The 13,767-nt window shown below is 61.4% G+C and carries 12 protein-coding genes; 4 read left to right on the forward strand and 8 right to left on the reverse strand.

The features are described from left to right. The first annotated feature begins 170 nt into the window (after positions 1–170). The 3 genes from ACRESH_RS07895 to ACRESH_RS07905 all read left to right on the forward strand — a co-directional run bounded on the left by ACRESH_RS07895 (position 171) and on the right by ACRESH_RS07905 (position 4,159). On the forward strand, positions 171–1,670 hold the full coding sequence (locus ACRESH_RS07895) for a PLP-dependent aminotransferase family protein (RefSeq protein WP_431741456.1): 1,500 nt from the start codon (positions 171–173) through the stop codon (positions 1,668–1,670). A 112-nt stretch (positions 1,671–1,782) separates the two neighbouring features. After that, on the forward strand, positions 1,783–2,850 hold the full coding sequence (locus tag ACRESH_RS07900; RefSeq protein WP_431741457.1) for a sugar phosphate isomerase/epimerase family protein: 1,068 nt from the start codon (positions 1,783–1,785) through the stop codon (positions 2,848–2,850). Positions 2,851–2,890: 40 nt separating this feature from the next. Beyond that, the gene (locus tag ACRESH_RS07905; protein WP_431741458.1) at positions 2,891–4,159 is read left to right on the forward strand and encodes an MFS transporter; all 1,269 of its coding nucleotides are present in this window, start codon (positions 2,891–2,893) and stop codon (positions 4,157–4,159) included. A 66-nt stretch (positions 4,160–4,225) separates the two neighbouring features. Here ACRESH_RS07905 and ACRESH_RS07910 read toward each other — a convergent pair whose 3' ends face one another. Together ACRESH_RS07910 and ACRESH_RS07915 are read right to left on the reverse strand one after the other, a co-directional pair. Then, entirely contained in the window at positions 4,226–6,127 is a 1,902-nt protein-coding gene (locus tag ACRESH_RS07910) for a potassium transporter Kup (protein ID WP_431741459.1), read from the reverse strand. A gap of 157 nt (positions 6,128–6,284) precedes the next feature. Beyond that, on the reverse strand, positions 6,285–7,163 hold the full coding sequence (locus ACRESH_RS07915; protein ID WP_431741460.1) for a Dyp-type peroxidase: 879 nt from the start codon (positions 7,161–7,163) through the stop codon (positions 6,285–6,287). Between the two features lie 133 nt (positions 7,164–7,296). Between ACRESH_RS07915 and ACRESH_RS07920 the strand changes: the two genes are divergently transcribed. After that, positions 7,297–8,199 carry a bile acid:sodium symporter family protein gene (locus ACRESH_RS07920; protein WP_431741461.1) on the forward strand — a complete coding sequence of 301 codons (903 nt, stop codon included), beginning with the start codon at positions 7,297–7,299 and terminating at the stop codon, positions 8,197–8,199. A 48-nt stretch (positions 8,200–8,247) separates the two neighbouring features. Here the strand turns inward: ACRESH_RS07920 and ACRESH_RS07925 are convergent, their stop codons facing one another. From ACRESH_RS07925 to bufB, 6 genes are all read right to left on the reverse strand, one after another. Continuing rightward, entirely contained in the window at positions 8,248–9,654 is a 1,407-nt protein-coding gene (locus tag ACRESH_RS07925; RefSeq protein WP_431741462.1) for a purine-cytosine permease family protein, read from the reverse strand. A 131-nt stretch (positions 9,655–9,785) separates the two neighbouring features. After that, the gene (locus ACRESH_RS07930) at positions 9,786–10,601 is read right to left on the reverse strand and encodes an AraC family ligand binding domain-containing protein (RefSeq protein WP_431741463.1); all 816 of its coding nucleotides are present in this window, start codon (positions 10,599–10,601) and stop codon (positions 9,786–9,788) included. After that, a complete protein-coding gene (locus ACRESH_RS07935) occupies positions 10,602–11,519 on the reverse strand; it encodes a pyridoxal-phosphate dependent enzyme (RefSeq protein WP_431741464.1) in 918 nt (305 codons plus the stop codon). Positions 11,520–11,615: 96 nt separating this feature from the next. Further along, a complete protein-coding gene (locus ACRESH_RS07940; RefSeq protein WP_431741465.1) occupies positions 11,616–12,113 on the reverse strand; it encodes a DoxX family protein in 498 nt (165 codons plus the stop codon). A gap of 11 nt (positions 12,114–12,124) precedes the next feature. Further along, positions 12,125–12,880, reverse strand: a complete 756-nt coding sequence (locus ACRESH_RS07945; protein ID WP_431741466.1) for an HvfC/BufC family peptide modification chaperone — start codon at positions 12,878–12,880, stop codon at positions 12,125–12,127. Next, positions 12,877–13,764: an MNIO family bufferin maturase gene (gene bufB, locus ACRESH_RS07950; RefSeq protein WP_431741467.1), complete on the reverse strand. Its 888-nt coding sequence runs from the start codon at positions 13,762–13,764 to the stop codon at positions 12,877–12,879. The genes ACRESH_RS07945 and bufB overlap by 4 nt, the downstream gene beginning before the upstream one ends. Positions 13,765–13,767 lie beyond the last annotated feature (3 nt).

Genomic DNA, 13,767 nt, shown 5'->3' on the forward strand with positions numbered 1-13,767 from the left:
GACGCACGGCGTCAGTTCTGGTTGATTGGACTCTATGCGCAACGCCTACGGGGTGCTTCTCATCCGGCGACAAGGCGTTTTCATTTCATGACAAACCCTGCGGTACTGGCCGCCCGCAGGGGTTTCTCGTACGATGGCCAAGCCTTCTTCACCTTGCCAACGAGCCTCAAATGAAGTCCCCAGCCGGTTTGCTGCTATCAGGTATTGAGCTGGATCGCGACAGTGCCACCCCACTTTATCGCCAGCTCTACCTGCAGATACGCAAACAGATCCTGACCGGGCGCCTGCAAGGGGGCATACGCCTGCCGTCGACGCGCACCTTGAGTCAGGAGCTGAACCTGTCGCGCATTACCCTGCTCAATGCCTTCGATCAGTTGATTGCCGAAGGCTTTCTGGTGTCGCGCACCGGCGCCGGGACCTACGTGGGGGATGAGTGGGAACGCTCGGGCCAGGGGGACAAAGCGCAACCGCCCGCACCACCTCGATTGTCCGATCTCAGCCAATCGATGTTGTCGCTGCGCAGTCATCATTTTCGCGGTGTGTCCTACTCGCACTACAGCCCGGACACGCCAACCTCTTTCCTTCCCAGCCACGGTGCGTTCGAGGCCTTTCCCCTGCATATCTGGAAGCGTCTGATCATCCGCCACGTGCAAAAGCCGAGCAAGGCCCTGCTCGGCTATGGCGAGTTGCAGGGGCTGGAGGATCTGCGTCAGGCCATTGCCGAGTACGTGTTCGATGCCCGCGGCATCGACTGCAGTGCCCAGCAAGTGGTGATCGTCTCCGGAGCCCAACAAGCCTTCAATCTGCTGGCGATGCTACTGCTCAACCCGGACGACCCGGTGTGGATGGAGGATCCCGGCCATATCGCCGCACGAATCGCCTTCCAGGCCCACGGCTGCCGAGTGGTGCCGGTACGTATCGACGACCAGGGCATCGATGTGCAGCAAGGCATCGCCGACAGCCCCGATGCTCGCCTGGTGTTCACCACCCCTTCACGTCAGCACCCTTTGGGCGTCACCCTCAGTCACAGCCGACGTCTGCAGTTGATCGAGTGGGCAGCGGCCAACCAACGCTGGGTCATTGAAGACGATTGCGACAGTGAACTGCGCTACAGCGGTCGGCAATTGCCGGCGCTGTACGCCATGGATCAGAGCGATCGGGTGATCTACGTCGGTACCTTCAGCAAGGTGCTGTTCCCGTCGCTGCGCCTGGGCTATGTGATTCTGCCGCAAGCCTTGGTCGAACCTTTCTGCACCATCCGCGCGGTGATGGACCGTAGCCCCCCCACCCTGTTGCAGGCGGTGACCGCTGACTTCATGGGCGAAGGTCACTTCATCGGTCATATCCGCCGCATGCGTGCGCTCTACCAGGCCCGCCAGCTATGTCTGCTGGAGGTACTTGAGCGCAGGCTCGGGCACTTCTTCAGAATCGCGCCGGTTGAAGCCGGCATGCACCTGATCGCCTGGCTGCCGCCACACCTGGACGACCAGGAAATCGCCCGCCAGCTGGCCCTGCACGGTGTGCATACCTACGCCTTGAGTGACTATTGCCTGAAGCGCTATTTGCCCCCTGCCCTGCTGATCGGCTTTGCCGGCACTGCACAAGAGCTGGCCGAGGCCAAGGCCGAGGCGCTGGTTCAGGCGCTCAAAGCCATGGGACACCCCGTGTAGCCTTCGGTCAGTGGCCTTATCATTTGCTTCGTAATGGATCTATCGAGAGTTCCTCACCGGCGCGATAAAGAACGCGCCGGTAGAACCGGTGCCCGCACCAGGAACGACTCGAATGAATGCTATCCAAGAACGCTTCACCCGGTTGCTCGATAACAAGACTAAAGGCGCTGCAGCGCCGGTGCTGTTGACCCGCGAACTGGCCACGCGCCTGGTTGATCGAATTGATCAGGTTCGTTTGTTTGCCCATGCCTATCCGTTACTGACCAACCTCACCCACGGGCGCCTGACGCCTTTCGATCTGCTCGACTTCGCCTACCGCCATGAACTGACGGGCTTGAGCCTGCATATGCTCGACGGCGAACACAACAGCCTCTCACAGATGAACGCCACACAGTTGCGCGCCTTTGCTGACAAAGCCCGGCGGCTGGAGCTTGAGGTGCATCTGGAAATCAGCAGCACGTTGAAGCCGGATGTCGATGCGGTGATCGCCGTGGCCAACGCCATTGGCACCCGCAACATCCGGGTTTACTCGCGCTACGAAGGTACGCTGTCGCAGGTCATGGACACAATCGGCGGCGACCTGCTGTACCTCGCCCACCAAGCTGACGTCCACAACCTGTATTTCGACTTCGAGCAACATGAAGAACTCAAGAGCGATGAAATCGCCCAGTTGCTCAGGCAGGCCAATCACCCGCGTCTGCATGCCTTGTTCGACTTCGGCAACATGATCAATGCCTGTGAACAACCGTTACAGGCCCTGACGAACCTGGCACCGCACATTCGCCAGGTCCACCTCAAAGGCGTGCGCGTCGTCCCTGAAGCACAGGGATTCGGTCATTACGGTGTGCTCCAGGGCAGCGCCGAAGACGACCTGCCCAGCGCGCACATGATGTACGAGTTGTTGATGCTCGGCGAACACCGCCCGCAAGTGATCGCCTTCATTCTTGAACAGGAAAACCACTACATCGCCCCGGCTTTCCGTCAATCCAACGAAGCCGACGACCCCTTCATCGCCTACCGGGAAATGAGCGAAACGCCCCTGCCCGCAGGCTTCACCCTTGAGCAGATGCTGGCCGGCGAGCAGCGCTGGGCGAACAACCAGGTCAGCTACGTCAAAGGCTTGCTTGCCGAGCTGCGCACCCTGGCCGAGTTGAGCCTGGCCACATCTGTGAACGCCTGACGCCCCTACGCCCCTACACCCCTACGCCTGGAGAACAACAATGACTGCTCACGACAAGGCCAAATGGTTCAAATTCCTGATACTGATCCTCGGTGGCGGCACCATCTACAAGCTGGCCAACCTCAAGGACGCGTTCTATGTGCCGATGCAAACGTTCATGGGCTTGTCCCATACTGAAATCGGTCTGCTGCTCAGTGCCAACGCGATTATTGCTACCGGTCTGTTCGTGGCCGGCGGCCTGCTTGCCGACCGCTTCGACACCCGCAAGCTGATTCCGGTTGGCCTGCTAGGCACCGGCGCGCTGGGCTTGTACCTGGCAACCTTCCCGCCGTTCAGCAGCTTGATGATCGTATTTTGCTTGCTGGCGGTGTGTGCCGACTGCATCTACTGGCCGGCGTTGCTCAAAGCCATTCGTGGCCTGGGAGACGACAAGGAACAAGGACGCCTGTTCGGCCTGCTCGAAGGTGGACGCGGCGTTATCGACACCTTGGTGGCGTTCTCGGCCCTGGGTGTGTTCATCGCCATGGGCGCCGCCGAAGCTGGCCTCAAGGCAGCCATCGTCTTCTACTCGGTGATCGACATCGCCGCTGGCGTGCTGACCTGGTTCCTGCTCAAGGGCAGCCAGGCCGCACAGACCACCACGACGAAGAAAAACCCGCTGTCCAACCTGATGGAAGCCATCAAGGTACCAGCGATCTGGCTGGTCAGCTGCAACGTGTTCATGGTCTATATCGTCTATTGCGGGTTGACTTACTTCATCCCCTACCTCAAGGAAGTCTATGGTTTGCCGGTTGCCCTGGTTGGCGCCTACGGCATCATCAACCAGTACATGCTGAAGATTCTCGGCGGTCCGGCCGGTGGCTTCCTTGCCGACAAGCAGTTCAAGAGCCCCAGCCGTTACCTGAAATGGGCATTCCTGGCGCTGCTGCCGTTGATGGCGGTCATCCTTATGGTCCCCAAGAGCCCCGGTTACATCTATGCCGGCATGGCCGCTACGCTGTCCTTCGCTTTTATCGTGTTCTCCATGCGCGGTGTGTTCTGGGCGCCCATGGGCGAAGTGGGCATCGCCCCACACATCACCGGCTCGGCATTCGGCATCGGCTGCCTGATCGGCTATGCGCCGGGCATGTTCGCCTATGTGGGTTACGGCGCCATCCTTGATCACTTCCCCGGCCAGCAGGGTTACAACTATGTGTTCATGGCGATGATGGCTTTGGCGGTAATCGGCTTTGTGGTGGCCAGCCTGATGCACAGGTTGGTGCGCAATAACGCGCAGATGGCAGGTGTAGGGGCACAAACGGCAGTGTAAGCAATCGCGGGGCAAACCCACCCCCACAGTTATTCCCACTGTGGGAGCGGGCTTGCCCGCGATGATTCACATTTCCACTTGCGTCCCCAACTCGATCACCCGGTTGAGTGGCAAGTTGAAGTACTTGAGGTTGCTGTTGGCATTCTTCAGCAGGAATGCGAACAACCCTTCGCGCCAACGTGCCATGCCGATGCGCTTGGTCGGGATCACCGTCTCGCGGCTCAGGAAGTAAGTGGTGCCCATCGGACTGAAGTCCAGCGCCGGCACATGGCACAGTTGCAGCGCGGCCGGCACATCAGGCTCTTCGATAAAGCCGAAGTTGAGGTTGACCCGGTAGAAGCCATCGCCAAAGTCCTGTACCTCGAATCGCTCTGACTCCGGCACCCGCGGTCGATCCTGGGACACCACCGTCAACAGCACCACCCGCTCATGCAGCACCTGGTTGTGCAGCAGGTTGTGCAGCAGCGCATGGGGCACTGCATCGGCCCGGGCAGTAAGGAACACGGCGGTCCCCTGGACGCGGTGCGGTGGCTGCGAGTGGATGCTGCTGATGAACAACGGCAGCGGCAAGGCCGACTCGTCGAGACGCTCGACGATGATCTTGCGTCCGCGTTTCCAGGTGGTCATCAGGATGAACAGGGCAATACCGGCAATGATCGGAAAGGCGCCGCCCTGGAAGATCTTCGGCGCGTTGGCGGCAAAGTACAGGCCGTCGACCAACAGGAAACCCAGCAACAGCGGCACTGCCAGCCAGCGCGGGGTCTTCCACAGCAGCAGGACCACGGCCGCCGCTAGCAAGGTGGTGGTCAGCATGGTGCCGGTCACCGCAACACCGTAAGCCGCTGCCAGGGCACTGGAAGACTCGAAGCCGATCACCAGCAGTACCACGCCAACCATCAGTGCCCAGTTCACGATACCGATGTAGATCTGCCCCTGCTCCTGGCTGGAGGTGTGCTGGATGAACATGCGCGGCACGTAACCGAGCTGGATCGCCTGGCGGGTCAACGAGAAGGCGCCGGAGATCACCGCCTGGGAGGCAATGATGGTCGCCAGCGTGGACAGGCCGATCATCGGCAGCAAGGCCCAGTCGGGGGCCAGCAGGTAGAACGGGTTGCGCACCGCCTCGGGGTTGCCAAGGATCAGCGCGCCCTGGCCAAAGTAGTTGAGCACCAGGCCCGGCAGTACCAGCAGGATCCAGGCTCGGGCAATCGGTTTGCGGCCGAAATGGCCCATGTCGGCATACAGCGCCTCGGCGCCGGTCAGGGCCAGTACCACCGCGCCAAGGATCGCCACGCCCATGCCCGGGTGCACGATAAAGAAGTTCACCGCCCAGGCCGGGTTCATTGCCAGCAGCACTTCCGGGCGCTGGAGGATGCCGTAGACGCCCAGCGCGCCTAGCACGCTGAACCACAGGACCATGACCGGTCCGAAGAGGGTGCCGATACGCGCGGTGCCGTGCTTCTGGATAAGGAATAGCGCCACCAGCACCACCACCGCCAAGGGCACGACCCAGTGCTCGATGCCATCGAACGCCAACTGCAAACCTTCGACTGCGGAAAGCACCGAGATCGCCGGCGTGATCATGCTGTCGCCGTAGAACAGCGCTGCACCGAACAAACCGAGCAACACCAGTACCCGGCTCAAGCGTGGATAGGGCGCTGCTGCCCGCCGGGCCAGGGCTGTCAGCGCCATGATGCCGCCCTCCCCCTGGTTGTCGGCACGCAGCACGAACAGCACGTACTTGATGGTTACCACCCAGATCAACGACCAGAACACCAGTGACAGAATGCCCAGCACGCCGTCATGGTTGGCCTGCACGCCATAGTGACCGCCGAAAACTTCCTTGAGGGTGTACAGCGGGCTGGTGCCGATGTCGCCATAGACCACGCCGACGGCAGCGACAAGCAGGCTGATTGATGAGGTTTTTACGGGGGAATGGGCTGTTGCTGAAGATGCGGCTTGGCTCACGGTATGACGTCTCGGAACGAAGGGCCTGAAAACGCCTGCCATGCATCAGAAATACGCCGCATGGCAGTCAGGAAATACGCTGTCAGTATCCCTGCAAGCGTTACAGACCTGCGTAAAAAATCCGTAAAGTTTTTTAACAGTAGCACTCTTCGAGCGGTTATCTCAGTAACGCGCTCAGATCAAGCCCTTGGGCGCTGATCGGCGGGCACCAGTAGTAGCCGCCAGTGAGTGGGCGGCTGAAGCGGTACAAGGCATCGACCACGCCGTCTTCCAGGCCACTCATGCGCCGCAACTGAACTTCGAAAGCGTCGAAGGAATGGCCGAAGGCAAGGAACGCCAGGCCTGCACCGCGTTCATCGGCCCACGGCATGGATCGGCGCACGATGAACGCCTCGGGATCGAAGCTTTCCTGGGCGGTGCGTTTGACGTGGGCCGATTCAGGTGCGTCGTCGAGCTCTTCGTTGTCGGCCTTGCGCCGACCAATGATGTCGTCCTGCTCGGCCTGCGCCAGCGCCTTGAAGCAGTCCAGGTCATGGCGCCACAACTGGAAGGCGGCAAAGCTCGAACCGCTTAGGCCAGGTACATCTGTGGCCAAGATAGCCGCGTCTACCGCTGCGTCTTCTACCGGGTTTTCCGTGCCGTCCTCATAACCGGTCAGGTCGAAGCCGGTTTTATGGCGGAAGGCATCGGTGGCCTCAACCAGGCTGAAGGCCGGTGCCAGCAGTTTTTCCAGGGATTGACTGAGCAACCACAGGTCACCGCGGTCTTCGCCACGCAACCAAAGCCACAGGTCGTGCTGGGTGCACGGGTTGTCCACCGCTGCGGTCTGCTGCGGGAACGCACGCAGGCCCTCGATGTTGCGGCCCAGCGCCTGCACCAGCGGCGCACCGAAACCGGCCACCACGCGACGGCCATCAACCTGCTGCTGCAGTGCATCGAGCACGCCCGCCAGTGCGGTCGGCGTGTGCAGGGTGAAGAACAGGTGACGGGCTTGTGCGGGAACGGGGGCGGCGAGAATGCCTGGCTGGAACTGCATCGGGAATCGGATCCTTGAGTAAAGCCTGAATGCTACTGCCTGGGGCCAGGGTCGACAAGCGCGGTGGCTTGACGTACGCGGGTTGAAATCCTCGCCTACACTGCCGTTCATCCCTTTTTTGCGAGCCCCCGACATGACTGCATCGCCGCTGCTCAGTGCTTTTCTGCCCCTTGCCTTGGGTTTCATCATGTTGGGATTGGGCCTGACCCTGACCCTGGCCGATTTTGCCCGGGTAGTGAAATTCCCCAAGCCCGTCCTCATCGGCCTGGCCTGCCAGATCGTGCTGCTGCCCTTTATCTGCTTTCTGATTGCCAAGGGCTTCGGCCTGGCCCCGGCCCTGGCGGTGGGCCTGATGCTGCTGGCGGCCTCCCCTGGCGGCACCACGGCCAACCTGTTCAGCCACCTGGCCCATGGTGATGTGGCCTTGAACGTGACCCTGACTGCGGTCAACTCACTCATCGCGATCCTGACCATGCCGCTGCTGGTGAACCTGTCACTGGCCTACTTCATGGCCGCCGATCAGGCCATTCCTCTGCAATTTGCCAAGGTGCTGCAGGTGTTCGCCATCGTCCTGGTGCCGGTGGCGATCGGTATGCTGATCCGCCGCCTGGCGCCAGGGTTTGCCGCGCGCATGGAGCGGCCGATGAAGATCGTCGCCGCGCTATTTCTGGTGTTCACAATCGTCCTGGCTATGGTCAAGGACTGGCAGACGGTCGTGGACTATGCCCCTGTGGTCGGTGGTGCAGCGCTGTTGTTCAACCTGCTGAGCCTGGGCATCGGTTACTGGCTGCCGCGCTTGCTGCAGATCCCCAAGCGTCAGGCGATTGCCATCGGCATGGAGATCGGCATTCATAACGGCACCCTGGCCATTGCCCTGGCGCTTGCTCCAACCTTGCTGAACAACTCGACCATGGCGATCCCGGCGGCGATCTACAGTTTGATCATGTTCTTTACGGCGGCGGGGTTTGGCTGGTGGGTGAGCCGCGGACATGACGCCGCCTTGGAGGGAGCGGGCTTGCCTCGCGATGCGGGATAAATGGCAAACCCCAATCGCGGGGCAAGCCCGCCCCCATCGGGGGATGTGTTAATGCATAGCCAACTGCATAGATATCTGCCGACGCCGATAGGCAGAGTCCCGACTGGCCAGCCAGAAATACAACGGCGACGTCACTAGCAGGCCAATCAGCCAGGACAAGTCGGCACCATCGATATAAGCCGAGACCGAGCCAACATACAGCGGCGTGTTCATGAACGGAATCTGCACCACAATACCGATGGCATAAGCCAGCAACGCCTGCGGGTTGTAGCGCCCGTAGATGCCACCATCGACGCGGAAGATCGAATCGATGTCGTATTTGCCTTTATGAATCGCGTAGAAGTCGATCAGGTTGATCGCCGTCCACGGCACCAGCACCACCAGCAAGGCCAGAACCATGTCGACAAAGTGGCCGATAAAGTCAGCAGAAGCGCCAACCGCTGCCACACAGCATCCACTCAGAACCACCAACGACAATACCGCACGGCTTTTCGCGGTCGGGATCCAGCGGTGGGCGAAGGTCTGCACCAGGGTGATCAGTGAAAGCACCGCTCCATACAGATTGAGGGCGTTATGGCTGATCACGCTGAGCAGGAACAACACCAGCATCAGCAGGCCAATACTGCCGGTGGCCAGTTTGACCGCATCCATGGTGTCCATGCCCGCTGGCGTCGCCAGCACCGCCACGGCGCCAAACACGAACGACAGGCTCGAACCCAACGCCGAACCCAGGTAGGTGGCCCAGAAGGTCGAGGCGACACCAACGTCTTGCGGCAGGTAGCGCGAGTAGTCCGATACATAGGGCGCAAAGGCGATCTGCCAGAGCGCTGCCAGCGATACGGTGGCCAGCCAGCCGGAAATGTTGAAGCTGCCGCGGGTGAGGAAATCATCGGTCTGGATATGGGTCAGGATGTAGCCGAAGCCCAGCACTATGCCCACGCCCAGCACCCAGGTGCCAATGCGGTTGAGCACATGGATGAAGCGGTAGCCAATGATGCCGATGATCCCCGAACCCAGGGCGCCGATGACGATGCCTACCGGCACCGGCACGCTATCGACCACGCCATGCAGTGACTTGCCGGCCAGGACGATGTTGGAAGCGAAGAAGCCGATGTACATCACCCCGGCGATCACCACCACCAACAGTGCGCCGAGGGAACCGAACTGAGCGCGGCTCTGGATCATCTGCGGGATGCCCATTTGCGGGCCTTGAGCCGAGTGCAGCGCCATCAGCACGCCGCCGACCAGGTGGCCAACGAGGATGGCGATGATGCCCCAGACCAGGTTCAGCCCGAACAGCTGCACGCCGAGGGCGCCGGTGACAATCGGTAACGGCGCGATGTTGCCGCCGAACCAGAGGGTAAACAGGTCTCTCACCTTTCCATGGCGATCTTGCGCGGGCACGTAGCCGATCGTGTGTTTTTCGATAAGCGCAGCGGATGTTGCGGTGGTCATGACGAACTCCAAGGCAAGGATGAGTACGTGGGCGTACTTCGATCGCGCCGGCACGAATGGCGCTTTCTTGTGGGAGTGATCATGAGCAATGCACGGAGGCAGGAAAATTACTAAATATGTTGCCTGAAGCCTTAAAAAATATTGCCGCTGGTTTTTTTCACCTGCAGGCCACCAGGTGGCGCGCCGTAGGTGCGGCGAAACAAGCGGCTGAAATGCGCCTGGTCGTAGAAGCCCAGGTCCAGGGCAATCGCGCTTAATGGCTGGCCCGCCAGCACCCGTGGCAAGGCCCGTTCCAGGCGTAGCTGGGTCAACCATTGCTGCGGTGGCAGCCCACACTGATTGCGAAAGCGGCGCAGCAGTTGCCAGGGGCTCAAGTCGACGAACGCGGCCATTTGCTCCAGGCTTGGCGGTTGGTCCAGGCGCGATTCCAGCCAGTCGCGCAGCTGTCGCCAACGCTGCGGATCGAAGCCGTTGCCGTGCTCGCTGACCTTGAGGGTCGAACCCAGCCCGAGCAGCAACGCCAGGGTTTCCCACAGCTGGCTCTGGAACGCCAGCGGATCCTGCTGACGGTGCAGGCCATCGAGCAGCCGTTGCAGTTGTGGATCACGCAGTTGCGCAGCGTTGAGGGCCGGCAGGCCCTGGCGGCCATCGCTCAGGTCGCGGCTGACCTCGGCCAGCCAGGCCGGGTCGAGGGTCAGGATGCGGATGCCGTAGCCCTGGTCGCTGGCGCTGGCGCCGTCGTGGACATGCTCCGGCGCCATCAGCAGGATGTCCCCTGCCCCGGCCAACTGATGCTCACCGCCAGCCGCATAACGCTGCTGGCCGGCGACAATCAGGCCAATGTGATATTCCAGGTGAAAGTGCCGTGGAAAGGCAAATTGCTGATAACGCGCATCGATCAGGCGCACACCCGGATGCCCGGGGGCTTGGTGGATGACACTCTCCAATTAGCAGGCCGCCCGCCACTGGCGGATCTGGTCGAGGGTTGCCGTAACACCACCGCAGACGATCACCAGTACCTTCTGATAGCGCTTGAGCTCCACTGTTGGTGCATAGGCCAGGGCCAACGCCGCCCCGCAGGCTGGCTCGACCAGGATGCGCTGGTCGGACAGGAACTGCTCGCAGGCATCGAGTGCTTCCCGGTCGCTGATGACATGACTGTGGACCGGGCGTGCCTGAGTCCATTCGAGCGCGCGCTGACACACCTGCTTGGCCGCCAGGGAAGTGGCCACGGTGTTGACACTGTCCAGCGCTACCAACTGCTTGGCCGCCATGGCTGCGGCTAGCGAGGCAGCGCCTGCGGTCTCCACCGCAAACACCGGCAGCTGACCCCAACCGTTGCGGGCCAGACCTTCACAGACGCCGGAAAACAGACCGCCACCGCCAACCGAGAGCACCACGGCATCAGGCTTGAGGCCGCTGGCAGCGACTTCATCGATCATGCTCGCGTGGCCCTGCCAGAGCAGCGGGTCATCGAAGGGATGGATGTAGGCATCGTCGTCGCCCAACAGCGACAGCGCCAGGGCATTGGCCTCGTGCCAGGACTTGCCGTGGACAATGACTTCGGCCTGCTCCTGGCGGATCAGCTGTTTGGCCCGCTCGGTGGTGGTTTCCGGCACCACCACGGTAACGGCCAGGCCCAGGCAGCGGCCGGCGTAGGCCACGGCAATCCCGGCGTTGCCGCCGGACGACGATATGAAACGGCGTTTGCCCTGCTTGGCATAGGCCTCACAGGCAAGGCCAATACCGCGCAACTTGAACGAACCGCTAGGCTGCAAGGCTTCCAGTTTCAGCCAGATGTCCAGGCCGCTGGCCAGGCTCAGCGGGCGGGATGCCAGCAGCGGGGTTTCGATATGTAGGCTCATGCGCTTACTCCATGTAGGGAACAACTCCAGCCTACGCTGATCGAGCCGGGCAATCTTGTATGAAATTGCGGGTGCCCCTGTGTGGGTGGAGAAACGCTAGCGCCGGGCAATCAGCTGATCGATCGAAAGCGCTCCTGGCCCACGGGCCATCAGATAGAGCAGCACCGCCGCCCAGGTACCGTGGGTAGGGTAAGCGTCGGGGTAGACGAATATCTGAATGACCAGGGTCATCCCCAGCAACGCCAGCGCAGAAAAGCGGGTGGCAAAGCCGAACAGAATCAGCAGCGGAAAAAAGTGTTCGGCAAAGGCTGCCATGTACGCCGCCACTTCAGGTGCAAGCAACGGCAGCGGGTATTCGCTTTGAAACAAGGGAATGGTTGAGTCGGCCAGGTGCGGCATGCCCACCTCGAAGGTGCCGGAGATCAGATCGACGGCGAAGCCTTCGACTTTGGTTTGCCCGGATTTCCAGAACACCGCCGCAATCGAGAAGCGTGCGATGAACGCGATCAGGCTGTGGGGGATCGCTTCGAACAACGCAATGGAGCGCTCTACCAGGCGCACGGGGAGACTGCGGGTACCCTTGTGAGTGTTCATGCTCAGCCCTTTTACGGTGTGTGCAGTTGAGTGATGGCGGCCTTGGCGATCAGCAGGGCCAGGCAGTGGCCCAGATCGAAGTCGACGCTGGCTTGCAAACCCTGGCCGGCTGCCTGGCCAAGGGGCAGGCCGCTCTGCAGTGCCTGGATGAACGCGCAGGTTCCAGGATCAACTGCCAGGAGTTCGACCGCCAGGCCACAGCGCAGTACCAGGGCGCGCTCGGGTCGCCAGAGATCGACTGTCGCGATCTCCCCGTCATGTTGATGGGCCTGCCAGAGCGAACAGATGGCAAAGTCGGACTGCAGAATCGAGAGGCTCGGGTGCAGGCTCAGGCGCAGCTCGACCAGACATTCCGGTTGTGCCAATAACTCGGCAATCGCTGCATGGCCGACGACGTTGCTGTCGGCGGCGTGGTAGGCGCGTATGCGCAGGCGTTCCAGGCGCGCGACGTCGGCGAGATAGGGCAAGCTGGCAGCCGGTTCGAAGCTTTCGATAAAGGTGGCGAAATCCTCGCCATATTCCACCAGCAAGCGCGAGCGAGGTGGGTTGGACTGCACGTAGGCCAGGCCCATGGCGCTGAAGAAGGCTTCGCCCACCAGTTGCAGCGCCACCGGGTAGCTGTCGGCCAGCGCGCCCAGCAATGAGCTGATGACGTTGTTGCGGTAGACCGCGAATCGACTGTCAGGCGCCGGGCTGCTGAACAGATCGGCCGGGGCGGTGCGCCCAAGGTCGAACAGGACCGCGGCGAAATCGGCGTGAGTGCTCATGGCTGAACCTTGCAGGCCAGGATCAACTCTTCAGCCAGGCGGGCTTCGGCCAACAATTGCGGCAAGGGCGGCAGGTCGTTGTCGCGCTCGATCAGCGTCGGGACCGGCCCGATGCGCTGGAGCAATTGGCGGTAGAGCGCCCACACCGCGTCATCGATGGCGGCCGAGTGGCTATCAATCAACAGGCGCTGGCCCATGCCGTCGGTATCTTCGCTGAAGCCTGCCAGGTGAACCTGTTCCACGGCGTGCAGGGGCAGCGCGGACAGGTACGCCAGTGGATCGCGGCCATGATTGATGCACGAGACATATACATTGTTGACGTCGAGCAGCAGGCTGCAACCGGTCCGCTGCACGATTTCGCTGATGAAATCCGTTTCATCCAGGGTCGAGGCCTTGAATTCCAGGTAAGTGGCCGGATTCTCCAGCAACAAGGGGCGCCCCAGTGTTTCCTGAACCTGGTCCACATGGACGCAGACACGGTCCAGCGTCGGCCGGTCGTAGGCCAGCGGCAATAGATCGTTGAGGAACAGCGGGCCGTGGCTGGACCAAGCCAGATGTTCGGAGAATGCTTGCGGTGGATGCCTTTCGAACAGCGTTTTCAGGCGCTGCAGATGGTCACCGTCCAACGGAGTTTCAGCGCCGATGGACAAACCGACCCCGTGGATCGAAAGCGGATATTTTTCGTGAAGCAAGCCGAGGTAGTGGTGAAAAGGCCCACCCTCGACCATGTAGTTCTCGGCATGGATTTCGAGAAAACCAATGTCCGCATGGCCTTCGAGCAGACCGCGAAAGTACTCGGGTTTCAGCCCCAGCCCGGCTCGGGCTGGTAGCTGACAGGCGGCCTGAGCGGCTCGATGCACGCTGGTATCGGCTAGATTGCTCATGAT

The sequence above is a fragment of the Pseudomonas sp. genome (genome assembly GCF_050739775.1).
Classification (GTDB): domain Bacteria; phylum Pseudomonadota; class Gammaproteobacteria; order Pseudomonadales; family Pseudomonadaceae; genus Aquipseudomonas.